The organism is Kribbella yunnanensis, assembly GCF_039529655.1.
In the GTDB taxonomy this organism is placed as follows: domain Bacteria; phylum Actinomycetota; class Actinomycetes; order Propionibacteriales; family Kribbellaceae; genus Kribbella; species Kribbella yunnanensis.
The window spans coordinates 235,978-258,123 of the sequence record NZ_BAAANF010000008.1 but is presented as its reverse complement, the minus strand read 5'-3'; the positions used below and the strand labels follow the sequence as shown (position 1 = coordinate 258,123).

General features: G+C 67.6%; 22 protein-coding genes. 8 read left to right on the top strand and 14 right to left on the bottom strand.

Annotated features, from left to right (window positions below; translation table 11 throughout):
- Positions 1-30: 30 nt before the first annotated feature.
- The gene (locus tag ABD231_RS12705) at positions 31-753 is read right to left on the bottom strand and encodes a GntR family transcriptional regulator (RefSeq protein WP_344149783.1); all 723 of its coding nucleotides are present in this window, start codon (positions 751-753) and stop codon (positions 31-33) included.
- Between the two features lie 58 nt (positions 754-811).
- Here ABD231_RS12705 and ABD231_RS12700 point away from each other — a divergent pair, with 58 nt between their 5' ends.
- Genes ABD231_RS12700 through ABD231_RS12690 form a run of 3 tightly spaced genes read left to right on the top strand, consistent with a single transcriptional unit; the run spans position 812 to position 2,996 of the window.
- A complete protein-coding gene (locus ABD231_RS12700; protein ID WP_344149781.1) occupies positions 812-1,564 on the top strand; it encodes a LamB/YcsF family protein in 753 nt (250 codons plus the stop codon).
- Complete coding sequence (locus ABD231_RS12695) at positions 1,564-2,169, top strand: 5-oxoprolinase subunit B family protein (RefSeq protein ID WP_344149779.1); 606 nt, start codon at positions 1,564-1,566, stop codon at positions 2,167-2,169. Before ABD231_RS12700 ends, ABD231_RS12695 begins: the two co-directional genes overlap by 1 nt.
- Positions 2,166-2,996, top strand: coding sequence for a 5-oxoprolinase subunit C family protein (locus ABD231_RS12690; RefSeq protein ID WP_344149777.1), 831 nt, complete (start codon positions 2,166-2,168; stop codon positions 2,994-2,996). The genes ABD231_RS12695 and ABD231_RS12690 overlap by 4 nt, the downstream gene beginning before the upstream one ends.
- Here the strand turns inward: ABD231_RS12690 and ABD231_RS12685 are convergent.
- The 4 genes from ABD231_RS12685 to ABD231_RS12670 form a co-directional block, all read right to left on the bottom strand.
- Positions 2,986-3,897 carry a hypothetical protein gene (locus tag ABD231_RS12685; RefSeq protein WP_344149775.1) on the bottom strand — a complete coding sequence of 304 codons (912 nt, stop codon included), beginning with the start codon at positions 3,895-3,897 and terminating at the stop codon, positions 2,986-2,988. The two genes, ABD231_RS12690 and ABD231_RS12685, sit on opposite strands and share 11 nt — an antisense overlap.
- On the bottom strand, positions 3,894-4,463 hold the full coding sequence (locus tag ABD231_RS12680) for an RNA polymerase sigma factor (RefSeq protein WP_344149773.1): 570 nt from the start codon (positions 4,461-4,463) through the stop codon (positions 3,894-3,896). The genes ABD231_RS12685 and ABD231_RS12680 overlap by 4 nt, the downstream gene beginning before the upstream one ends.
- 126 nt (positions 4,464-4,589) lie before the next feature.
- On the bottom strand, positions 4,590-7,643 hold the full coding sequence (locus ABD231_RS12675) for a glycoside hydrolase domain-containing protein (RefSeq protein WP_344149771.1): 3,054 nt from the start codon (positions 7,641-7,643) through the stop codon (positions 4,590-4,592).
- Positions 7,644-7,745: 102 nt separating this feature from the next.
- A complete protein-coding gene (locus ABD231_RS12670; protein ID WP_344149769.1) occupies positions 7,746-8,723 on the bottom strand; it encodes a GlxA family transcriptional regulator in 978 nt (325 codons plus the stop codon).
- A 35-nt stretch (positions 8,724-8,758) separates the two neighbouring features.
- Between ABD231_RS12670 and ABD231_RS12665 the strand changes: the two genes are divergently transcribed.
- Positions 8,759-9,397: an HD domain-containing protein gene (locus ABD231_RS12665; RefSeq protein ID WP_344149767.1), complete on the top strand. Its 639-nt coding sequence runs from the start codon at positions 8,759-8,761 to the stop codon at positions 9,395-9,397.
- Between the two features lie 251 nt (positions 9,398-9,648).
- Positions 9,649-9,996, top strand: coding sequence for a UBP-type zinc finger domain-containing protein (locus tag ABD231_RS12660; protein ID WP_344149765.1), 348 nt, complete (start codon positions 9,649-9,651; stop codon positions 9,994-9,996).
- Here the strand turns inward: ABD231_RS12660 and ABD231_RS12655 are convergent.
- From ABD231_RS12655 to ABD231_RS12625, 7 genes are all read right to left on the bottom strand, one after another.
- Positions 9,989-10,591, bottom strand: a complete 603-nt coding sequence (locus ABD231_RS12655) for a nitroreductase family protein (RefSeq protein WP_344149763.1) — start codon at positions 10,589-10,591, stop codon at positions 9,989-9,991. The genes ABD231_RS12660 and ABD231_RS12655 overlap by 8 nt on opposite strands.
- Positions 10,592-10,599: 8 nt before the next feature.
- Complete coding sequence (locus ABD231_RS12650) at positions 10,600-11,601, bottom strand: proline racemase family protein (RefSeq protein WP_344149761.1); 1,002 nt, start codon at positions 11,599-11,601, stop codon at positions 10,600-10,602.
- Positions 11,598-12,500 (bottom strand): dihydrodipicolinate synthase family protein, encoded by a 903-nt coding sequence (locus ABD231_RS12645; RefSeq protein WP_344149759.1) that lies wholly within the window; start codon positions 12,498-12,500, stop codon positions 11,598-11,600. Before ABD231_RS12645 ends, ABD231_RS12650 begins: the two co-directional genes overlap by 4 nt.
- A complete protein-coding gene (locus tag ABD231_RS12640) occupies positions 12,497-14,455 on the bottom strand; it encodes an FAD-dependent oxidoreductase (protein ID WP_344149757.1) in 1,959 nt (652 codons plus the stop codon). Before ABD231_RS12640 ends, ABD231_RS12645 begins: the two co-directional genes overlap by 4 nt.
- Positions 14,452-15,600, bottom strand: coding sequence for an NAD(P)/FAD-dependent oxidoreductase (locus tag ABD231_RS12635; RefSeq protein ID WP_344149755.1), 1,149 nt, complete (start codon positions 15,598-15,600; stop codon positions 14,452-14,454). Before ABD231_RS12635 ends, ABD231_RS12640 begins: the two co-directional genes overlap by 4 nt.
- A 76-nt stretch (positions 15,601-15,676) precedes the next feature.
- Positions 15,677-16,255 (bottom strand): helix-turn-helix domain-containing protein, encoded by a 579-nt coding sequence (locus ABD231_RS12630; RefSeq protein WP_344150117.1) that lies wholly within the window; start codon positions 16,253-16,255, stop codon positions 15,677-15,679.
- A gap of 131 nt (positions 16,256-16,386) precedes the next feature.
- Entirely contained in the window at positions 16,387-17,439 is a 1,053-nt protein-coding gene (locus ABD231_RS12625) for an SDR family oxidoreductase (protein ID WP_344149753.1), read from the bottom strand.
- Positions 17,440-17,510: 71 nt separating this feature from the next.
- Between ABD231_RS12625 and ABD231_RS12620 the strand changes: the two genes are divergently transcribed.
- The gene (locus ABD231_RS12620) at positions 17,511-18,368 is read left to right on the top strand and encodes a LysR family transcriptional regulator (RefSeq protein ID WP_344149751.1); all 858 of its coding nucleotides are present in this window, start codon (positions 17,511-17,513) and stop codon (positions 18,366-18,368) included.
- On the opposite strand, the gene ABD231_RS12615 is transcribed toward ABD231_RS12620, so the two are convergent.
- The gene (locus ABD231_RS12615) at positions 18,361-18,807 is read right to left on the bottom strand and encodes a MarR family winged helix-turn-helix transcriptional regulator (RefSeq protein ID WP_344149749.1); all 447 of its coding nucleotides are present in this window, start codon (positions 18,805-18,807) and stop codon (positions 18,361-18,363) included. The genes ABD231_RS12620 and ABD231_RS12615 overlap by 8 nt on opposite strands.
- Positions 18,808-18,931: 124 nt before the next feature.
- On the opposite strand from ABD231_RS12615, the gene ABD231_RS12610 reads away from it, so the two are divergent.
- Both ABD231_RS12610 and ABD231_RS12605 read left to right on the top strand, forming a co-directional pair.
- Entirely contained in the window at positions 18,932-20,110 is a 1,179-nt protein-coding gene (locus tag ABD231_RS12610; protein WP_344149747.1) for an MFS transporter, read from the top strand.
- A gap of 16 nt (positions 20,111-20,126) precedes the next feature.
- Positions 20,127-20,954: an aldo/keto reductase gene (locus ABD231_RS12605; protein WP_344149745.1), complete on the top strand. Its 828-nt coding sequence runs from the start codon at positions 20,127-20,129 to the stop codon at positions 20,952-20,954.
- Here the strand turns inward: ABD231_RS12605 and ABD231_RS12600 are convergent.
- Positions 20,951-21,853 carry a glycoside hydrolase family 113 protein gene (locus ABD231_RS12600; protein ID WP_344149743.1) on the bottom strand — a complete coding sequence of 301 codons (903 nt, stop codon included), beginning with the start codon at positions 21,851-21,853 and terminating at the stop codon, positions 20,951-20,953. The two genes, ABD231_RS12605 and ABD231_RS12600, sit on opposite strands and share 4 nt — an antisense overlap.
- Positions 21,854-22,146 lie beyond the last annotated feature (293 nt).

Here is a 22,146-nt window from a genome sequence, read left to right as displayed (position 1 = left end):
TCGCACCGGGGGCGCGCAACCCCATAATCGTCAACGAGATCGGAAGGCCTCGAGGATCGCGATCTCGGAGTCGAGGAGGTACTGGTGCAGGGTGGCCGCGGCCTCGTCGTACCGGCGGGCTTCGAGTAGCTCGAAGAGGGTGCGGTTGCGGGCGATGTAGGGCTCGTGCAGCTCGCGCGGTGCCGCGATCACGTGGAAGAGGAGTCGCAACTCCGCCAGCAGCCGGCCGGTCATCGCGTCCATCCGCGCGCTGTCGGCCAGGCCGATCAGGTGCTGATGGAAGCGCATGTTCGCCGTACCGACGGCCGGCCAGCGGTCTGCGAGGGCCGCAGCCTCGGCCGCCTCGACGTCATCGGCCAGCGGCTCGAGCCGTGCGGCAGGCAATTCGGGATCGCGGTCGGCCAGACCGCGTACGACGTCGACCTCGAGCACGCGGCGCAACCGGTACAGGTCGATCACGTCCGCCTCGTCCAGCTCGGGGACGAAGACGCCGCGGTGCAGTTTGTAGATCAGCAGGCCCTCGTGGGTGAGCAGCCGGAACGCCTCGCGCAGCGTGTTCCGGCTGACCTCCAGGACCTCGGTCAGCTCGACCTCGGACAGCTGGGCACCGGGCGGGAGTGCACCCTCGGTGATACTGCGACGGAGGATGTCAGCAGCGCGCTCGGCAGAGCTGCTTCGGTCGAGCCGCGCCACATCGGCGGCCACCGTCCGCAACCATTCCTGCCGGCTTCCGTCGGCCGCACCCGTACTCATGGGCGAATCATAGAACAAACCTCTTGCAGGATTGTTCAACAATCTCTTAAGGTTGCGTATGGACCTGAACGCGGATCTGGGTGAGGGTTTCGGCTCCTGGCCGATGGGTGACGACAGCGCGCTGCTCGACGTCGTCACCAGCGCCAATGTGGCCTGCGGCTTCCACGCGGGCGACCCCTCGATCATGCGCCGGGTGACCGGCCAGGCGGTCGAGCGCGGTGTCGCCATCGGCGCCCACGTCGGGTACGCCGACAAGGCCGGCTTCGGACGGCGGTTCGTCGACATCGAGCCGGCCGCATTGCGCGACGAGATCGTCTATCAGCTCGGCGCACTGGACGCATTCGCGCGAATCGCCGGGGACCGCGTCCGCTACGTGAAGCCGCACGGCGCCCTCTACAACACGATCGGCCATCACGAGGCTCAGGCCGCGGCCGTCGTCGGCGCGGTCGCCGACTACGACCGCACGCTCCCAGTCCTCGGCCTGCCCGGATCAGCCTGGCTCCGCCTCGCCACCGAAGCCGGCCTCACCGTGGTCCACGAGGCCTTCGCAGACCGGGCGTACACGCCCGAGGGCACGCTGGTCTCCCGCCGCGAGGCCGGATCAGTCCTGCACGACGCTGATGAGATTGCAGCACGCTGTACGGCGATGGCCACCGGCCGGCCGATCACCGACCACACAGGCGGTGCGCTGACCGTCGAAGCTGCCTCGATCTGTGTGCACGGCGACACCCCCGGCGCGGTCGACATCGCGCGCCGGGTGCGCGCGGCCCTGGAGGACGCCGGCGTCACGCTGAGCCCGTTCGGCCGCTGATGCAGATCCTGCCCGCGGGCGACCGGGCGCTCCTGGTCGAACTCGACGACCTCGACGAGGTGCTCGGCTACTACGCCGCGCTGCTGGCTGACCGGCCACCCAACGCCGTCGATATCGTCCCCGCCGCGCGCACCGTGCTCGTCACGACCACCGGCAGTCTGAGCGCGCTGAACCGCCACCTGCTCGAGGTGCAGCCGCTGACCACAGCCCGGAGCTCAGGTGACCTACTGGAAGTCCCGGTCGTGTACGACGGCGAGGATTTGCAGGACGTGGCCGAGTTGCTCGGATGCACGGTTGGCGAGGTCGTCGAGCGCCATACCGGTGAGGAGTGGACGGTGGCCTTCTGCGGATTCGCCCCCGGCTTCGGCTACCTGACCGGTACGGCGGACTGGAACATCCCGCGCCGTTCGTCACCCCGCACCAAGGTTCCGGTCGGCGCGGTCGCCCTCGCCGGTGAGTTCAGCGGGGTGTACCCGCGGGAATCACCCGGTGGCTGGCAGCTGATCGGGCGCACCGACTTGAAGATCTTCGACCAGCAACGCGATCCCGCTGCGCTGTTCCACCCCGGCCGCCGGGTCCGCTTCGTCGATGCGGGCCGCGGATGATCACCGTGCTGGAAACGGGGCCCTTGGCAACGATTCAGGATGCCGGTCGAGTCGGCCAGGCCGCCCTCGGCGTTCCGGCCTCGGGCGCGTGCGACCCCGCGTCGTACGCGCTATCCAACCGGTTGGTTGGTAACCACCCCGGCGCCGCCGCGCTCGAAATCACCTTCGGCGGCCTCGTCCTGCACGCCGACACCGACCTGACCATCGCCATCACCGGCGCCCCGTGCACCGGCGTACCGCTGAACGCGCCGTCGATCGTGCGAGCCGGCACGGTACTGCGATTCGGTCCGCCGCGATCCGGGCTGCGCACGTACGTCGCGGTCCGCGGTGGGATCGACGTACCGGCTGTGCTCGGTTCCCGCTCGACCGACCTGCTCTCCGGCCTCGGCCCCGAGCCCCTGCAGGCCGGCGTCTCGTTGCCGGTCGGCCGCTCATGCGGACCGATGCCCGGCGTCGACCTCGCCCCGGTCGCGGACCCTTCCGCCGGGACAGTCGCCGTCCGCGTGACTCCGGGTCCGCGCCGCGACTGGTTCACCGACAGCGGCTGGTCGTCGTTCCTGAGCCAGACCTACGACGTCAGCAGCAACAGCAACCGGGTCGGCGTCCGCCTCGACGGCACCCCGCTGGAGCGCGCCCGCGAAGGGGAACTCTCCAGCGAAGGCATGGCCCTCGGCGCGATCCAGATCCCGCCCTCCGGCCTCCCCGTCATCTTCCTCGCCGACCACCCCGTCACCGGCGGCTACCCGGTGATCGCCTACGTCTCGGCGGCGTCCCTGCCGGCCTGCGCCCAGCTCCGCCCCGGCCAGCCCGTCCGTTTCACCACTTAGCCGACCAGTCGTAGGTCTTGCAGTACGGAAGCGTCGGGGTCTTCGTGCCGCCTACAGGGTTGCCGTTCGGGTCGACCCAGCGGTGCATGCACGGCTCCTGGGTCGGCAGATCGGCGCTGTCGTACACCATCCGGTTCCCCGCGTCGTACCCCCGAACGACGAAGTCCTTCAGGCTCGGGTCGTCGGCGTCGTGCGGACCCCAGTTGGTTCGCCCGACGGTCGGCGCGAACCAGAAACCGTTGGCCAGATAGGCATCCGCCTCGGCTTTGCCTTGCTCCTGCACAGTCACCCGGACCACCGGGTCGACCAGGACACCGGAGTTCCGCGACGACCTCCACACCGGATGGGGGTACGGCATGTGATCGCCCTGCCGGATGCTCGACTCGCTGATCACCCCGCCCTTCGTCCGGCTGCACAGCCAGTACCCCTCCTCGTCCGGCACATCGACCGACGGCGAATCGTCCTGCCACTTGTCAGGGATGCCCTTGGTGATCAGCCAGGTGTTGACGACCCGCGGATCCTGCACATCAGTGAACTGGAATGCCCGCACCGGGGTGTACCCACGGAACGGTCGCGGCAACTGCTTGAGCGTGATCCGGTCGGCCTCCGCCAGGCACTGAGCCTGCAACTCCGCGGTCTCCTGCGCTGACAGTTCACGGATCGACAACGCACCTTGCCCGGCGACCGACGTACCGGAGTCGTTGTTCCGTAGTGCCGGTACGGCGACGGCAAGGCCGGCGGCGACCATCAGTACGGCGGCCGCTGCGGCGACCGGGACGAGCACGCGGCGCGGCGTACGGGCTTGCTCGGTCTCGATCGCGGTGAGCAGGTCGGCGCGGAGCTTTTCGTGCTGCCCGGGCGGCATCGGCTGGTCGGGACGGCGGTTGAGCAGCTCTCTCATGACAGGTCCTCCAAAGCTTCAGTACCGACGGCGACGCTCAGGTCGCGAAGACGTTTGCGGGCGCGCGACATCCGGGACTTCACGGTGCCGAGCGGGATGTCGAGGGCGACGGCGGCCGCGGCTGCGTCGAGACCCGACCAGAAGCAGAGTTCGACGATCTCGCGCTCGTGCCGCGGCAGTTTGCGCAGCAACGCGCGCAGCCGCTTGGCCTCTCGCTCGTCGTCGATCCGCGCCGCGACCCACTCCGCGTGGTCCGGCTCATTGGCGGCTGGCGCCTGGCGCAGGAGGTTGAGCCGCCGGAAGTGCTGTTTGCGCCACTCGTTCCGCAGTACGTAGTCGGCTGTCCGCAGCAGCCAGGGCAGGGCCGAGTCGTGGACCAGCACCACCTCGGCCCGGCGCCGCCAAGCGTGCAGGAACACCAGTGATGTCAGGTCCTCGGCGTCACTCCACGAGGCAATCCGCCGGAAGACGAAGTTGTAGACCGCCTTGGCATGCCGGTCGAACAGGGACCCGAACGCCTCCGTCTCCCCCTCGACCGACCGTCGCCAGAGCTCCGCATCGCTCATCGTCCTCGGCAATCCCTCGGGTATCCCAGCCGGCGCTATCGTCACGTCACCACCTCCAGATCGTCCCCCATCGGGGGTTCTCACTGGGTATGTGTCGTGACCGGCCGGCTGGGATCCCGCTGGGGCTCAGCTCGGGTAGATCGCGATCTCGTCCACGAAGATCCAGTCGGCGGCGATACCTTGCGAGTACTTCTCGTACTCGACCCGCACGTACCGCGCCGTGGTCTGCACCGGGAACCGGAACCACTGCGCCGACGAGACTCCCGCGGAGCCGATCGGCGTCAGCGCGTCCGGACTGTTGCCGGCCGAGATCCGGACCGTGTCCGGCGAGTACTTCGTCACCCCGTCGAAGTTGTCGTGCACCTCGATCCGCCCGATCGGCTTCGCCGCGCCCAGATCCACGGTCACATTCGCCCTACCCGTCGTACCGACCGGGAAGGTGTAGCCGTAGTTGAAGGTGTCCTCGTGGTGCCCCGCGATCACTCCGTCGGTCGACTCCTTGTCGCCGGTGTCCGGGTAGTTGCCGTGCGGCGGCGTGCTCTTCGCGTACGACGCGCCTGCGGCGAGGTTGGCCGGCCCGTTACTCGCATAGGCCTCGATCTCGTCGACCAGCATCACCGAGGCGTCGTCCGTGAACGCCTTCGTCAGCGTCACCCGGACATAGCGCGCACTGGTCTCCGGGAAGTCGAACTGGAACCAGATCTTCGACTGGTCATTCGGCGTACCCGGCAGGAAGCCCTTCTGCGTCCAGGTCGTCCCGTTCGTACTCGTCGCGATCGTCAACCGGTCCGGCCGGTACGCCGGGTATTCCTCGTACGCGTGCAGCCGAACCTCGTCGATCTTCTGCGCCGACCCGAGGTCGAACTGGATGGTGGCAGTCTCCTGCCCCGCTCCGAACCCATACGTCCGCCCGTCGTCATGCGCGTCGGCCAGCACACCGTCGGTCGACTCGAATCCAGTGTCCGGCAGGTTGTTCGGAGTCGGGTTGAGCGTGTAGTTGCGCCCGCCCAACAGGTTCTGCTTCGCCAGCGGGCTCCCGGCAACCTCCAGACTCTTCAGCCCCGACACCCCACTGCCGAACTCGATCCGGACGAACCGCGCCTTCCCGTTGATCCCGGCGAACGCACCGCCACCACCCTCGTACGCCGTACTCCAGCGGGTGCCGTTGTAGGAAACCTTGACCGTGTAGTCAGCGGCCGGGGTACCGGACCAGTTCAGCCGGATCCCGTCGAGCTGGATCTGCCGCCCGAAGTCCACCTGGAACCATTGGTTGCCCGAGTCAACCGGCTGCCAGCTCGTCACGTCGCTACCGTCGACCGCCTTCGCCGCCTCGTGCCCGGCGGCCGCGCTCGACGCGCTCACTGTCTTCCCGGCGGCAAGGTCCGCCATCGGTTTCCCGGCTGCGGCGTCCAGCGCGATCTTGCGGATGCGTGCCTGGTAGCCCGTGTCCGGACTGTACTTGTCCGCCCTCTGGGTCAGTGCCGTCGCCAGATCCCTTGCCAGCTTGGGATCCGTTTTGCCGAGGATGTTCAGCACCTCGTAGTCCTCGATACCGTCGCGCAACGACTCGTACCGGATCGACGACTCGATGGTGTTGTTGTCCTTGTCCGGCCAGACGATGTAGTGGTCGCCCTTCGACTCCTCCTTGCCGAGCTCCGCCAGCCAGCCGTTCATGGAGTAATGCAAGTAGCCGTTGGCGCCACGCGAATACGCGTACCAAGGGGTCAGCCGCTGGTTGAACTGCGGCTGGTCGATGAAGCGGTTGAGATAGTTGCCGACCGGGATGTTGCAGTTGTAGAAGTACAGATCCTTGCCATCGGCCCGCAAATCGTCGTACGTCTGCTGGTTCTGGTCGTAGTTCAGCAGGTTCGGGATGACGACCGCCATCTCCTGGGAGACGCTGGCGGCCACCGGCTCGTGGAAGGCAGCGTCGCCGACCGGAACGTCCGGCCACGTCAGCCGCATCCGGTCCAGGATGCCGCGCCACGCCCGCTCCTCCTCTTCATGGTCATCGCCGATCCCCGGCTCGTCACCCACGTGCATCCAATACTTCAGGTCGGTGTCCCAGCCCTTGTCCTGCACGTGCTGCTTCAGCGCCGGGATGAACTGGTCGATGAAGTTGTTCGCCTTCTTCGTGTTCCAGTCCACGTAGTTGCGCCTGCCCTTGCCGCCGGTGCCGTCGATGATCTCGACATCACGGATCTCGTTGCTCGGGCCGGGCCAGCCGGAGGTGTCCGCCGATACCCAGAATCCCTCGAGCCGCTTGACCACACCGCGATCGACGAAGAACTTCACCAGCTCGTCGATCCGGCTCCAGTCGAAGGTGTAACGACCGGTCCCGTTGCTGTTGTCGGTGACGGTCGTGTTGCCGTCCAGCATCAGGTTGACCAGCGGCAGCGTCAACGTGTTCGTCCGGTGCCGCTTCATCTGCACCGCGACCTTCTCCAGCAGGTCCCAGTACTGCGGGCTGTACCGCGGGTAGTCGTACGTCTCCTCGATCGTCTGCCCGTCCGGGCCCCACGAGATCTCGCCGAAGAACGTGTTCCACAAGACGGTTTCGAACGTCTGGTCCGCCGGATCCGGTAGTTGTACGTCGCGGACGTCGACCGACACCGGCACTTCGAGCTCACCGTTGCTGGTGGCAACGACTACCTTCCCGGTGTAGACGCCGGGCCGGGTCCCCTTCGGTACGGCGGCGGTCACCCAGATCGACAACGCCGTCCGCGGGCCGACACTCGCCGTACGGGCGTTGGACAACGGATCGGGGAAGTCGGCTTCAGCTTTGCGCACCACCGGGTAGATCGGCTGGTCGCCGAACTTCGTGTTCGCGTCGAGGAACTTGTAGGTGACGAAGTTGTACGACAGGTTGGCGGCTTCGATCGATTGCGAACCGCTGGTGAGGTTGCCGAAGGTCACGCCGTCGACGGTCAGCGGGGCGGCCGAGCGCAGGACGATCTGCGCGCTCTCCTCCTCGTTCGCCGCGGTGTCGAGAGCGATCGAGCGGCCGGATTCCCTGCTGGGCAGGGAATCCTTGAAGATACTCGTGCTGGATGGTTCGGTCCAGTAGTCGATCCCGGGCGCGGCCTGGACGGCCTTGGGCGGCGTACTGGCTTGTGCATTCGGAGCGAACGCCAGGGCAGCCACCACAGCAGCTATGGCGAGACGGCGGACGGACGGCATGGCGAGGTCCTCTCGGGGGCGGCCACGTTTCTGTCGACCACGATCTACGGGTACCGCCGAAATGGTCCAGCAACCGGGGTAGACCATTCGACCCAGCCTGTATCAGCCGGTCAGCTGGAAGCGCCGCTTGTACTCCGTCGGCGTGGTGCCAAGATGCCGGGCGAACGCGCGGCGCAGCGTCTCGTCGCTCCCGAGACCACTGCGCCTGGCCGCTGCCGTGATGCTGTGCCCATCCAGAATCAACTGCTGAGCGCGATCCAACCGGACCCGTTCGATCCACCGCCCAGGCGTGGTCTGCAGCTCGGTCTGGAACAGCCGGGTCAGATGCCGCGGACTGACCGCCACCGACGCCGCCAACGCCGGCAGACTGTGATCGGCCGCCGGGTCAGCGACGACGGCCGCAGTCGCTTCGCGGAGTGGATCGCTCTTGGCGGGCGGTGTCGCGATCGCCGTCGAGAACTGCGACTGGCCGCCCGGGCGCTGCATGAACACGACCAGCTCGCGCGCCACCTCCCGCGCGACCTCCGGACCGTGATCGGCCTCGACCAGCGCGAGGGTCAGGTCGATCCCGGCGCTGATCCCGGCCGAGGTGACATAGCGGCCGTCGGTGATGTGCAGCGCGTCTGGCTCCACGTTCACCTGCGGATGCTTGCGAGCAAGCGTCTCCGCGTGCCGCCAATGCGTGGTCGCCCGCCTGCCGTCCAGCGCTCCCAACGCAGCCAGCACGAAGGCGCCGGTACACACGGACGCGACCCGCTCGGCGCCGTCCGACAGTACGGCGGCAGTCTGGCGAACGTCGTCCGGCACCTGCTCGGCGAGCTGATCGGCCCCCGCGATCACCACGGTGTCTAGCTCGTCAACATCGTTCGGTTTGACGGTGCCGGCGAGGCTCAGTCCGGCGGCGGTCGTCACGGTGCCGCCGTTCGGCGAGACCAGGACCGTCTCGTACCGCGCGGTCCCCCGATTCGCCTGGTGGAGAACCTCGAGTGGACCACTCACGTCGAGCAGCGTCACCCCGTCATACACGATGAACGCGACGCGGCGTGTCCGAATCTGTGGTTGTCCTGGCAATTTGGACATGGCAGCAGCGTAACCGCACCGGCCAACCTGGTCCCATGACCGAAGAGATCGCCGGTATCAAGATCCCCGACAGCCCTCTGGCCCGCGAAGCCACCGCCCTCGTCCAAGACGTCGCGACACCCCTCATCTACCACCACTCGCGCCGCATCTACCTGTTCGGCGCCCTCCGCGGTCTCGCCGACGGCCTCGCGTTCGACTCCGAACTCCTCTACGTCGGCGCCCTCTTCCACGACCTCGGTCTGACCGAGCACTACCGCCGTACCGACCAGCGCTTCGAACTCGACGGCGCCGACGAGGCCCGCCGCTTCCTCGAATCCCACGGCGTCCCCACTCCCCACGCCGACCGCGTCTGGACCGCCATCGCCCTCCACACCACCCCCGAGATCCCCCTGCACATGGCGCCGGAGATCGCCCTCGTCACCCGAGGCGTCGAATACGACGTTCTAGGCGTCGACTACCACCTCCTCCCCTCCCGCCAACGCGACGCCGTCCTCGCCGCCCACCCCCGCCCCAACTTCAAGCCCCAAATCCTCGCCGCCTTCACCGAAGCCCTCGTCGACCGCCCCACCACCACCTTCGGCAACGTCAAATCCGACGTCCTCCGCCACTTCCACCCCAACTTCCACCCCACCGACTTCGTAGAGGTCATCCAGAATTCCCCCTGGCCCGAGTAATCACCCCAAGGACAGGACGTATAGACCCACCGCCCGCCGGCACCACGCTCATCGCCGGCATTCCGAGGGCCGTCGGGCGGATACCTCCTGTTCGTCGGAGGATCCGTCGGCAAGGACACGTAGTAGTCGACGCACTGACTGCGGCGTACGCGTGGGGATGACCTGCCGGACCGCCTCGGCGGTACCACTACGTGTCGTTACCGACCGGAGCTTGCTTGTCCGGGGGACCTGGGCGGGTAAGGATGTGCGGTATGACGGAGAGTTCTGGGATCGACAGCGCGGTTCCGCCGAGTGGCACCGGGTGTGCGGAGTGTTTGAGCAACGACGGGTGGTGGTTCCACCTGCGACGGTGTGCGGAGTGCGGTCACATCGGGTGCTGCGACTCGTCACCCGCACAGCACGCCTCGGCGCACTTCACCGAGACCGGCCATCCGATCGTCCGCAGCTTCGAACCCGGCGAGGACTGGTTCTGGCACTACGGCGAGTCCCAGTACTACGACGGCCCCGCCCTAGCCGACCCCCAGTCCCGCCCAGCCGACCAACCAGTCCCCGGCCCGGCCGGCAACGTCCCCACCGACTGGCAGAACCACCTCAACTAGTCCAGCGGCCGCGGTGGATGAATGTCTCCGGTGCACGCCGCCTCTCGTCCATCTCGGGACGCTGCGCCGACAGGTCGTCGGCCCGGTGACCGATCGCAATCGCACCGATCGGATCGAGCCCCTCGGGGATGCCGAACTCCTCGCGGAACTGCTGCACGTGGGGCGGAACATCCGAGTCCGCGGACTTGGTCTCCGCGTCCGGCATCAGCCAGAACAGAAAGGCATCAAGCCCCTCGTCGACCGCGGTCAGCAGCATCAGCATCGCCGCCATGCCGGTGTCGATACTCCAGTACGGCGCCGGCCAGCCCTCCTCCGTATACCTCTCGAGGTACGTCGCGCGGTCGGCGAGCGGTACGACGACCAGGGGTGCGTTCATCACCCGTGGTTTGTACCGAGTTTGGTTGGGGGCGAACGGCCAGAACCGGTCGAGATCCGCCGGCTCGGTCAGCACCAGGAACGCGAATCCCTGGACGAATCCCGCCGACGGACCCCGTTGCCCGCTGGCGAGGATCCGCTCGACGGACTCCGGTGCGATCGGCCGGTCGGCGAACTCCCGCACCATGCGCCGCCGACGTACAACCTCGGCAAACTCCATGCGCGGGACTATAGGACGAAGCCGGTGGGGAACGGGTCGTCTGGGTCGAGGAGGTAGTTGGCGGTGCCGGTGATCCAGGCTCGGCCGGTGACTGTTGGTACGACGGCTGGGTGCGGGCCGACGGTGGTTTCCTCGATCAGGCGGCCGGTGAAGCGGGTGCCGATGAAGGACTCGTTGACGAAGTCCTCGCCGAGGGCGAGTTCGCCGCGGGCGTGGAGTTGCGCCATCCGGGCCGACGTACCGGTGCCGCACGGGGAGCGGTCGAACCAGCCGGGGTGGATCGCCATCGCGTTGCGCGAGTGCGCGCCGTCGAGTCCTGGTGCGGTGAACTGCACGTGCTTGCACCCGTTGATGCCAGGATCGAGCGGATGGACCGGGCGATCCGTCGCGTTGATTGCCTCCATCAACGACAGGCCGGCCGCCATGATCTGGTCCTTGTAGGCACGGTCGAACGGGATCCCGAGCTGCTCCAACGGCAGGATCGCGTAGAAGTTCCCGCCGTATGCGAGGTCGTAGGTCACCGGCCCCAGCCCGGGCACGTCGACCACGGCATCCAAAGAATGGCTGTACGACGGGACGTTCCGCAGCGTCACGTGTTCCGCGCGACCGTTGCGCACGGCAACGTCTACGACGACCAGGCCGGCCGGGGTGTCCAGCCGGACGACGGTCACCGGTTCCTGCACCTCGACCATGCCGGATTCGACGAGCACGGTCGCGACGCCGATCGTGCCGTGACCGCACATCGGCAGGAGGCCGGAGACCTCGATGTAAAGCACACCCCAGTCCGCGTCGGGCCGAGTCGGCGGCTGCAGGATCGCTCCGCTCATCGCGGCGTGCCCGCGCGGTTCGTTCATCAGGAACAGCCGCAGGTCGTCGAGGTGCTTGATGAAGTACTCGCGCCGCTCGGCCATCGTCGTACCAGGCACGACGCCGACCCCGCCCGTGACGACGCGCGTCGGCATCCCCTCGGTGTGTGAGTCGATCGCGGTGATCGTCCGGACGGACCTCATCGCAAAGACTCCACGGCCTTCTTCATGTCCTGCTCCAGTTGTGCGACGTGTTCGGGCACGAGCGGCCCACGCGGCGGGCGGCACGGGCCGCCGTACCGGCCGACGTAGTCCATGCCGTACTTGATCGCCTGCACGAACTCCACCCGCGAGTCCCACCGGAACGCCGCGACCAGCGGTTCGTACAACGCGCGCGCCTCTTCCAGCTTGCCTTGTACGGCGAGCTCGAACAACCGCACCGACTCGGCCGGGAACACGTTCGGGAACCCGGCGAACCATCCGGTCGCCCCCATCAGCAGCGCCTCGAGCGTCAGATCGTCCGCCCCGGCGATGACCGCGAGGTCCGGAGCCAGCTCCCGGATCTCCAGGATCCGGCGGACATCACCGGAGAACTCCTTGACGGCGACCACGTTCTCGATCTGCGCGATCTCGGCGAGCAAGTCCGGCGTCAGGTCGACCTTGGTGTCGATCGGGTTGTTGTAGACCATCACCGGCAACCCGGCCTTGGCGACCTCACTGAAGTGGTGCAGCACCTCACCCCGGTTCGCCCGGTACATCGTCGGCGGCAGGCACAGTACGCCGTCCGCCCCGTCCTCCGCCGCCTTCTCCGCCCAGGCCCGCGCCTGATGCGCACCCACTCCGTGCACCCCGACAACCACGACACCATCGTTGCCCACAGCATCAATAGCCGTCCGCGCAACCGCCCGGCGCTCGTCATCGCTCAGCGACGAGTACTCCCCGAGCGACCCGTTCGGCCCCACGCCGCGACACCCGTTGTCCACCAGCCACCGGCAGTGCTCCGCATACCGATCCAGATCCGGCCGCAACCCCGCCGGCGCTCCCGCATCCTCCAGATACGGCAACGCCGTCGCCACGATCACGCCATCCAGCTTCTCCGTCACAACGTCTCCTCAGCCTCTGCCAAATCACCCAACCGCACCGGTACGGCGATCGGCCGTTTCATCAATGGACTGTCGCCAACCAGCTCAGCCACGTTCCGCGAACAAACCCGCCCTTGACACAACCCCAACCCCACCCGACTACTCAACCGAAACGCCCGCCCCCCAACCCCACCAACCGCCTCAACGTCCCCCCGGCAAACCTCCTCACACCGACAAACCACGGTGTCGTCCCCACTCCACCCCTTCCACCCACCCCGAACCGGATAAGCCCGCCCCAAAGCAACCGCAAACCGCCGCAACCGCTCAAGCCGTTTGTCGGCAGCTGTGGTGGACGTGCCGGCCGTCGTGGCGTTGGCGGGTGTGATGGTGGTTGTGATCGAAGATGTGGCCGCGGATGTGCCGGCGGTTGTGCTGATGGGAGTAGGCGCGGATGCGCCAGCAGATGTCGTAGCGGGCGTGCCGGCGGATGTCGCGGCAGGAGTAGCCGCGGACGTGCCGGGAGTAGCCGCGGATGCGCCGGCGGACGTCGTGGCGGGCGTGCCCGCAGATGCGCCAGCGGATGTCGCGGCGGGTGTGCCAGTGGGTGTCGCGGCGGCGGTTGCACCCGCTGTCGGCTTGGGCGTCTCCGGCTCGCTCTCCCGTCGCGCCGCGCTCGCGTGTCGTGCTGCGGCTGCGCCGGCGATTTGGCCTTCGGCGGCTGATAGGTCGGCGCCGCCGATGCCGGTGAGTTCTCCGGCGGCGAATACGCCGGGGGTGGTTGTCTGTTGGTTGGAGTCCACGACGACTGCGAGGGCGTCGTCGGTGAGGTTGCAGCCGGCGGCTACTGCTAGTTCGAGTTGGGGTGTGAAGCCGAAGCCTACGCAGACTGCGTCGCACTCCAAGCGTCGTTCGGTGCCTGGGATCGGGGTCCAGCCTGCGTCGAGGCGGGCGATGGTTACTGCCTCGACCCGGTCGGTTCCGTGGGCTGCGACGACAGTCCACCCGTGCCGGAGCGGAACACGGTGTCGAGCCAGCGTGCGCGCATACCCGGCGGCCTCACCAAGCTTGCTAACAGCAACTAAAGTGTCTGGCGCCCACCCACGAACAACCGTGGACAAGCGATTGGCTTCGAACAATCCGACCACCGCAGCGCCGACGCCGATCAGCGATGAGGCGACCGGCAGCAGGAACGGTCCGGTCCCCGCAACCACCACTCGCCGACCGACCGCGACCCGCTGGCCCTTCGCGAGCGCCTGCGCAGCACCGGCGGTGTACACCCCCGGCAGATCCCAACCAGGGAAGGGCAAAAACCGATCGTAAGCACCAGTCGCCAGCACCACAGCCCGACCATCAACCGCAAACACCGAACGCTCAGCAGCATCCGCCGCGCCGCTCTGCACCCACAGCCGGGTCCCCTCGATCGCCCACACCGACGACTCCGGCAGATACGTGATCAGCTCATGCGACAGCACCCGATCACCCACAAACGACTTCCGCCGTACGCCGAACTCCGCCGCAGCCTGCCGATGGAACTGCCCGCCCAAAGCACGCCCAGCGTCAACCAGCACCACCGACGCCCCACCATCAGCCGCCGCCAACGCAGCAGCCATCCCCGCCGGCCCAGCACCCACCACCACAACATCAGCCCGAACCGTCTGACCAGCAGACCCGCCAACACCCCCACGAGGCAGCACAGCCCCAGCCTGCGAACGAATCTCATCCCCCGCCGCGACAGTCCGCTGGCAAGCCCGCACGTCCGGAACCCCGTTCACCACGACCAAGCAGTCGAAACAAGCCCCGATCCCACAAAACACACCCCGCGGCCGCCCACCACCCCGCGTAGTCCGCCAAGCGTCCTGCCCGCGCCCCAGCAACAACCCAGCCACGGTCTGCCCAGCAACCGCCTCGACCGGCGACCCGTCCACAGTCACCGGTACGACCTCCGCCGTACCAACCGGCCCAAGGAAGGAAGTCATCCGGAGATCACCGCCTCCCGATCCACCCGAAACGGCTCGGCCGCAACATGCGGCGTCAACCCCAAGAACAGCTCAGTCACCAACCGCCCAGTCGAAGCAGCCAACCCAATCCCCGCACCCTCATGTCCGGTCGCATGCCACAGCCCCGGCACCCGCGGATCAGCCCCGATCACCGGCAGATGGTCCGGCGCATAAGGCCGAAACCCGCCGTACGTCCGCATCACCGCAACCTCAGCCAGGAACGGAAATAGCCCAACGGCCTTCCGCGCCAACTCCCGCAACACTCGGACGCGCAGAGCCGAGTCGAACCCCACCCGCTCCCGACTGGACCCGATCAACACCGTCCCAGCCCGCGTCGACTCAACCACCGTCGACGTCTGCAGCTCCGCGTCCCCGCTCCCGACCGCGCCCACATAATCAGCGTCATAAACCTTGTGCCGGACACAGGCCGGCAGCGGCGCCGTCACCAAAATCATGCCCCGCCGCGGCAACACCCGAATCGGCGCACCAGCCTCGGCGCTGAACCCACCAGCCCAAGGCCCACAAGCATTCAGTACGGCGCCACACGCGATCACGCCGTCAGTCGTCTCGACCCCGATCACCCGACCAGACGCCGACCGCCGCACCCCGAGCGCGGTCACCCCCGACCGAACCTCACCACCGCGATCCCGCACCGCAGCGAGCAAAGCAGTTGCCGCCAGCACCGGTTGCAACTGCGCGTCATCCGGATAGTGCACCGCAACTGTCACCCGAGGCGTCAGCAACGGCTCCAACTCAAAGGCCTCAGCCGCCGAGATCACCCGAGCGTCAACCCCAGCAGCCTGCTGCTTAGCAGCGAACGCCTTCAACGGCGCCGGATCACCAGTCGCAACAACCACGCCGCCTTTGGCTTCCCACTCCACGTCCACACCCCGCAGGCGAGCAATCACCGTCTCCCACTCAAACCGCGACGCGACCGCCAGCTCGAGCTCCGGCCCCGGCTCCTTGTCCGAGACCAGCACGTTCCCCTCGCCGGCCGCCGTCGTACCGGACGCAGGTCCGTCGCGGTCGATCACCAGCACGCGGACCCCGGCCGCCGACAACGCCTCGGCGCAGGCCGCGCCGATCACGCCCGCGCCCACGACGACCACGTCGGGCTGCGGCACGGCGACCTCCTCGATGACCGTTCATTAAACTGAACGATTTCGAGAGTACGGCGCGCACTGCCCCGCGGTCAACGTCTCAACTGCGATGCGGTCCCGGCCCGGGCGGGGCGGCGTCCGGCGGGTACTCCAGCAGCAGCACCGACCGCACCGGCCCGTCCACCGCCGCGTACTCGTGCGGCCCACCGGCCCGGAACGCCAGGTAGTCCCCCGGCCCGAGCTCCTCCGTCCGGCCGCGCGATGTCACCCGCAGTCGCCCGCTCAACACCACATGATGTTCGATCCCGGGATGACCGTCCGAGTGCTGTACGGCGTCCGGCCGCACGTCCTGCGTGTAGATCTCGAACAACCCGCCGGCCGGTTCCAGCCGCCGTACCATCCGCAGGTCGATCGCCTCACCGGACAGTACGTCGACCTCCGCCGCCCGCACGAGGACCAGGTCGGCCGTCGGCGCATCGCTCAGCAGCGCCGAGACCGGTACGCCGAGAGCGTTCGACAAACTGAACACCGTCTCGATGGTCGGGTTCCCGCTCCCCGACTCGAGCTGTGACAGCGTGCCCTTCGCGATCCCCGACCGCCGGGCCAGCTCGGACAGCGAGATCCCCTGCTCGTCCCGGCGCGCACGCAGGTTGGCACCCAGCACCCGTCCCGCACCCATCGCCGCCACACCGGGAGCTTAGAGGGTGTACCGACGGACTGTTAATAGTCGCCGATTCGGTCGCCCGGGCGACGCTTCACGCATGCGATCAATGCCATGCCACCACTACTAACAGTTCGTCGGTACGCCATTCACGGAATCACCCGCCGCTGCCGAAGCTCCGCGAAGATGCGGAAGAACATCTCGTCGGTGGCGACGTACTCGTGGAAGCCCGCCCGCCGCGCCTTCGACCCGTCGGCGAAGAAGTCGTAGTCCCACCCGAACACGAAGTCCGCGAACGGCCAGGACGACACCTCGTCGTACGACGTCTCTGCCAGCCCGTGGGTCGCCTGCAACTGCTTCCAGGCCGACGCTTTGTCGGCCATCACGTCCTGCAACGACATCTGCAGCGGCGGCGCAACGTCCATCTCGAACCAGCGCGCGATCTTCGGCCACAACTCGTTCCACCGGAACAGATCGCCGTTCACGATGTTGAACGCCTGGTTCGCCGCGGCCGGCGCGGTCGCCGCCCATACCGCGGCCTTCGCGAGCAGCCCGGAGTCGGTCACCTCCAGCAACGTGTCGTACGCGCCCGGCTTACCCGGGAACCGCAGCGGTACGCCGAGCTCCTTCGACAGCGAGGCATAGACGGCGATCGCGACCGCGAGGTTCATCGGGTTGCCCAAGGCAACACCACCAACCACCGACGGCCGCAACGCCGACCAGCTCCACCCCTTGCCGACCTGTCGTGCCTCAAGGAACTGCTGCTGATCGACGTTGAACTCCGGCGGCAGATGCGGCGGATCGTCCTCCCGGGCCGGCGTCTTGAACGGGCCAAGGTGAGCGCCGTACACCTTGTATCCCTGCATCAAACTGACGTGCCGCAACCCCTTCGCCACCGGCTCGATCGCATCCACGACATTGACCAGCATCGCCAGGTTCGGCGGAACCAGCTCGGCCCAGGTCGGCCGATCCTGATAGGCCACGTAGAACACGTGCGTCACCTCGGAGAGCCCGGCGAGCTTGTCCCGGGTGTCGTTTGGATCGAGCAGATCCACCGCGAGGTGCCGAACCTTCCCCGGTACGTCGACGCCCCCGCGCCGCGACAACCCGATCACTCGCCAATCCTCCAGCGAGGCCAGGTGATCGACCAGATTCGTCCCGATCACACCTCGTGCACCGACCACCAACGCCACGTTCTCCATGCCTCACAGCCTTCCTGACCTGCGCAGATAAAGCCAAGGCATAGTTGTCACCGGTCGCATAAGCTGAAGTAATGACGACGTTGCGGCAGCTCGAGTACCTGGTCACCGTCGTGGACACCGGCTCATTCACGAAGGCGGCCGAGCAGCTGCACGTGACCCAGCCGGCGCTGTCCCACCAGATCCGCGCCCTCGAACGCTCGGCCGGCGGCCCGCTGCTCGAGCGACTGCCGCGCAATGTCCGCCTCACCTCGACCGGCCGCGCGATGATCCCGCACGCCCGAGCCGCCCTGGCCGACGCCTACCGCGCCCAATGCGCCGCCCGCCAAGCAGCCGGTCTCGAAGTCGGCGAGCTGCAGATCGCCACCCTCTACTCGATCACCTTGGGCGTCCTTCCGGCCGCACTACGCCGCTGGCGCCAGTCGTACCCCGATGTCGGCATCCGCCTCTTCGAGCACCGGCACACCGACGAGCTCACCGAGGCCATGTACGCCGGTCAGGCCGACCTCGCAATCGGACCGCAACCAACCGGTTGGTTGGGAACGCTGCAACCACTCGGCACCGAGGATTTCATGGTCGTGGTCGCCGCCGACGACCCAGCGGCGATCGGCGACACCGTCAGCCTGGCCGACCTGGCCGACCGTTCGTGGGTCCACTACACGCCGAGCCACGGACTGTCCGACGTACTCGATATCGCTTGTACACAAGCAGGTTTCGAGCCTCGCATCGCCATCCGTACCGAACAGACAGCTGCCGCCCCAGCCCTCGCCGCGGCCGGCCTCGGGCCCGCACTGGTCCCCGAGAACATCCTCCCGGCGAGCTTCGACGGTCACATCCTCCGCCCGAATCCCCCGATCAGCCGCGCACTGACGGCGTACACACGCGGCCGCCCGGACCCACTGGCCGCCGCCTTCATCAACCTCCTCAGCTGACCGTCAGCCTGTCCAAAGCGTTGACCAGCGGAGACAGCTCCGGCAGCTCGGCAGCCTTCTCCAGAGCGGAAGTCAGTACGGCGTCATGCGTCGGCTGAGCCTGGTCGAGTAGATCGCGACCGGCCTGCGTGACCTCGGTGTAGATACCGCGGCGATCGGTCGGGCAGAGGTAGCGCTCGAGGAGCTTGCGGTCCTCCAGCCGGCTCACCAGACGCGTGGTCGCGGACTGACTGAGCACGACTGCGTTCGACAGCTGGTTCATCCGCAGGTGGTGCTCGTCCTGGCGGGCCAGCACGTCGAGCACGCCGTACTCACTCACGGACAGACCGTGCTGCTTCTGCAGCGCGCGCTCCAGCTCGTCCTCGATCCGGGCGTGCAGAGCAGCCAGGGTCCGCCAGCCCTGCGCCCGCGCCTCGGCAGCGTCGTCCGGTAGTCCCATGACTCCTCCACTTGAAATCCACGATTGCGTACGCCATCATAGCGCTTGTGCAATAGTCGGCGTCTGCAACTATCGCGGACGCTGGTAACAGTCACAAGACTACATTCGAGGGAGACCAGAAACTATGCCTGCGGCGTTACTCGCTCTGGCGATCGGTGCGTTCGGGATCGGCACCACCGAGTTCGTGATCATGGGCCTGCTGCCCGAGGTCGCGACCGACTTCGGGGTCAGCATCCCGTCGGCCGGGCTGCTCATCTCCGGCTATGCGCTCGGCGTGGTGGTCGGCGCCCCGCTGCTGACCGCGATCGGGTCCAAGGTGTCCCGCAAGACCGTGCTGATCGCGCTGATGGGTGTCTTCATCGCCGGCAACCTGCTCGCCGCGCTCGCCCCGACGTACGGCGTACTGATGACCGGCCGGATCGTCGCCGCCCTGGCGCACGGCGCGTTCTTCGGTGTCGGCTCGGTGGTCGCGGCCTCGCTGGTCCCGAAGGCCAAGCAGGCCAGCGCGATCGCGCTGATGTTCACCGGGCTGACCGTGGCCAACGTGCTCGGCGTCCCCGGCGGTACGGCGCTCGGTCAGCAGTTCGGCTGGCGGTCGACGTTCTGGGCGGTGACCGCGCTCGGCGTGATCGGCCTGCTCGGGATCGTCTTCTTGGTCCCGCGGCAGGACACCGCCGAAGGTCCCGGGCTGCGGGTCGAACTGGCCGTGTTCAAGAACGTGCAGGTGTGGCTGGCTCTCGCGATGACCGCGCTCGGGTTCGCCGGGGTGTTCGCGTCGTTCACCTACATCGCGCCGATGATGACCGAGGTCGCGGGTTTCTCGGCCGGCGCGGTCACCTGGCTGCTCGTGCTCTTCGGCGGCGGCCTGGTCGTCGGCAACCTGCTCGGCGGCAAGGCGGCGGACCGCTCATTGATGCCGAGTCTGTACCTGGCCCTCGCGCTGATGGCCGCCGTACTGGTCGTGTTCGTGTTCACCGCGCACGCCAAACTGCCGGCCGCGATCACCATCGCGCTCTTCGGCGCAGCCGGGTTCATGACCGTTGCTCCGCTGCAGAAGCGGGTGATGGACAAGGCGGCCGGCGCTCCGGCACTCGCCTCCGCGGCCAACATCGCCGCCTTCAACCTCGGCAACGCGATCGGCGCGTACCTCGGCGGCCTGACCATCTCGCACGGTCTCGGCTACACCGCCCCCAACTGGGTCGGCGCCGGACTCGCCCTCGCCGGCCTGAGTGTCGCCGTGCTCTCCGGGGCACTGGACCACCGCCGCCGCGCCGCCACCGAACCTGTTCTCACAACTGTCTGAAGGATTTGATCCACCGATGATTCCCACCGTGAAGCTCAACAACGGCGTCGAGATGCCCCAGCTCGGGTACGGCGTGTTCCAGGTCCCGGACGACGAGACCACCGCGGCCGTGACGGCGGCTCTCGAGGCGGGCTACCGCAGTATCGATACCGCGACGGCGTACCAGAACGAGGCCGGTGTCGGGAAGGCACTGGTTGCCTCCGGCATCGACCGTGACGAGCTGTTCGTCACGACCAAGCTGTGGAACGCCGACCAGGGCTACGACAAAGCCTTGCAAGCCTTCGACCAGAGCCTCGGCCTGCTCGGCCTCGACTATCTCGACCTGTACCTGATCCACTGGCCGGCCCCAGACCTCGACCTGTACGTCGACACCTGGCGCGCGCTCTCGCAACTGCTGGCCGACGGTCGGGTTCGCGCGATCGGCGTGTCCAACTTCCAGCCGCACCACCTGGATCGGCTCAACGAACTCGCCGGCATCACGCCCGCGGTCAACCAGGTCGAGCTGCACCCGTTCCTTCAGCAGGACGAGGTGCGCGCGTACGGCGCCGACTTCGGCATCCGTACCGAGGCGTGGAGCCCGCTGGCCAAGGGCGGTTCGCTGCTGACCGACCCGGTCATCGAGGCGCTCGCTTCGAAGCACGAGCGCACTCCCGCGCAGGTCGTACTGCGCTGGCACCTCCAGCTCGGCAACATCGTCATCCCGAAGTCCGTCACGCCGGCCCGGATCAAGGAGAACCTCAACGTCTTCGACTTCGAACTGTCCGACGAGGACCTCGCCACGATCACCCCACTAGACCGCGACGAGCGCACCGGCCCGCATCCGGACACCTTCAACGCGGTCTAGCAGTTCGCGTAGTAGTTCGCGACAGCGTGGAAGGACTTCTTCGGTTCCCAGCGGTACGGCGACGCCGGGTCGTCGGGGTCCTTCCGCAGTACCTTGCACAGGCTGTACGCCGCGATGTCCTCATCGTGCGGGCGGTCGTCCGGCCGATGCGGCGCGTCCGGTGAGATGAACGTGTACATCGAGGCTCCGAGGAAGCCTTCAGCGGTGAATACCTTCAGCATCTTCACCAGGTGATCCGCCTGGGTCTGCTCATCACGGATGTACTGCGGCGGAATCTCGCCGTTGGTGTCGACGATGTCCCAGCCCATCCCGCCCAGCTCCGGCGCCCCGGTGAACGTGCAGCACCCGAACTCCAGCACCATGATCGGCTTGCCCCACCGCCGAAACGGCGCCAGCTCCTTCGGATCAGTTCCGTAGAAGTCCAGCCCCACGATGTCGAACAACGACCAATCCACGTTCTCCAGGTCGTGCGCGGCGCCGTACGTGATCCGCCCGTGAAAGTGGCGCCGGGCAACCTTCACCATCTGCGCCGTGAACACCCGGAACTTCCGCTGCAACTCGGTCATGTCGTAGTCGCCCTTCTCCAGGTACGCGACCCGCTCGAAGAAGTCCGCCCCCGGCACGATCCCCGGCGTGAACAACATGAACTCGCACCCGACCACCAAGATCACCTCCGCCCCGAACCGCCGCCGCAACCGCTCCGCCCCGATCGCCACCTCGCGCAACTTCGCCAACGCATCCGCCTGCGGCTCGTCGAACGCCCGAGGCTGCACCGAAACCGCCATCCCCTGCTTCAGTACTTCGGTCGCCGTCTCCACCAACCGCTCGACGTTGCTGCCGTAGACGCTCACCCAGTTGGCGTGCAGCCGATCGTGAATCGCCCGAACCTCCCCCCGCATCAACCCGCGACTCCACCGCACCCGGCTGTCATCCCCCAGGAACCCCGTCCCCACGTCATAAGCCACCCCCTTCAACACCAGCCGCCGCCCACCTCCACCCAGGGACCGGGCTTGCGTCTCACTCCCCACGGCGGCCGCGGCGGGTCGTGGCAGGGCCCCACCCGCCGCAGTACCACCTCCTGCAGCCGAAGCCGGACGTGCAGAACCGACAGCTCCCGCGGCCCCCGCGACCAGCCCGAGAGCGGCCGCACGTCGAAGGAACTGCGCCCGATCCATCCGCGATTCGCTCATAC

Bases quoted from the DNA above. Each gene is read 5' to 3' on its own strand.
- ABD231_RS12705 (WP_344149783.1), bottom strand. From the start codon at position 753: ATGAGTACGGGTGCGGCCGACGGAAGCCGGCAGGAATGGTTGCGGACG.
- ABD231_RS12700 (WP_344149781.1), top strand. From the start codon at position 812: ATGGACCTGAACGCGGATCTGGGTGAGGGTTTCGGCTCCTGGCCGATG.
- ABD231_RS12695 (WP_344149779.1), top strand. From the start codon at position 1,564: ATGCAGATCCTGCCCGCGGGCGACCGGGCGCTCCTGGTCGAACTCGAC.
- ABD231_RS12690 (WP_344149777.1), top strand. From the start codon at position 2,166: ATGATCACCGTGCTGGAAACGGGGCCCTTGGCAACGATTCAGGATGCC.
- ABD231_RS12685 (WP_344149775.1), bottom strand. From the start codon at position 3,897: ATGAGAGAGCTGCTCAACCGCCGTCCCGACCAGCCGATGCCGCCCGGG.
- ABD231_RS12680 (WP_344149773.1), bottom strand. From the start codon at position 4,463: ATGAGCGATGCGGAGCTCTGGCGACGGTCGGTCGAGGGGGAGACGGAG.
- ABD231_RS12675 (WP_344149771.1), bottom strand. From the start codon at position 7,643: ATGCCGTCCGTCCGCCGTCTCGCCATAGCTGCTGTGGTGGCTGCCCTG.
- ABD231_RS12670 (WP_344149769.1), bottom strand. From the start codon at position 8,723: ATGTCCAAATTGCCAGGACAACCACAGATTCGGACACGCCGCGTCGCG.
- ABD231_RS12665 (WP_344149767.1), top strand. From the start codon at position 8,759: ATGACCGAAGAGATCGCCGGTATCAAGATCCCCGACAGCCCTCTGGCC.
- ABD231_RS12660 (WP_344149765.1), top strand. From the start codon at position 9,649: ATGACGGAGAGTTCTGGGATCGACAGCGCGGTTCCGCCGAGTGGCACC.
- ABD231_RS12655 (WP_344149763.1), bottom strand. From the start codon at position 10,591: ATGGAGTTTGCCGAGGTTGTACGTCGGCGGCGCATGGTGCGGGAGTTC.
- ABD231_RS12650 (WP_344149761.1), bottom strand. From the start codon at position 11,601: ATGAGGTCCGTCCGGACGATCACCGCGATCGACTCACACACCGAGGGG.
- ABD231_RS12640 (WP_344149757.1), bottom strand. From the start codon at position 14,455: ATGACTTCCTTCCTTGGGCCGGTTGGTACGGCGGAGGTCGTACCGGTG.
- ABD231_RS12630 (WP_344150117.1), bottom strand. From the start codon at position 16,255: ATGGGTGCGGGACGGGTGCTGGGTGCCAACCTGCGTGCGCGCCGGGAC.
- ABD231_RS12625 (WP_344149753.1), bottom strand. From the start codon at position 17,439: ATGGAGAACGTGGCGTTGGTGGTCGGTGCACGAGGTGTGATCGGGACG.
- ABD231_RS12620 (WP_344149751.1), top strand. From the start codon at position 17,511: ATGACGACGTTGCGGCAGCTCGAGTACCTGGTCACCGTCGTGGACACC.
- ABD231_RS12615 (WP_344149749.1), bottom strand. From the start codon at position 18,807: ATGGGACTACCGGACGACGCTGCCGAGGCGCGGGCGCAGGGCTGGCGG.
- ABD231_RS12610 (WP_344149747.1), top strand. From the start codon at position 18,932: ATGCCTGCGGCGTTACTCGCTCTGGCGATCGGTGCGTTCGGGATCGGC.
- ABD231_RS12605 (WP_344149745.1), top strand. From the start codon at position 20,127: ATGATTCCCACCGTGAAGCTCAACAACGGCGTCGAGATGCCCCAGCTC.
- ABD231_RS12600 (WP_344149743.1), bottom strand. From the start codon at position 21,853: ATGCGGGGGGAGGTTCGGGCGATTCACGATCGGCTGCACGCCAACTGG.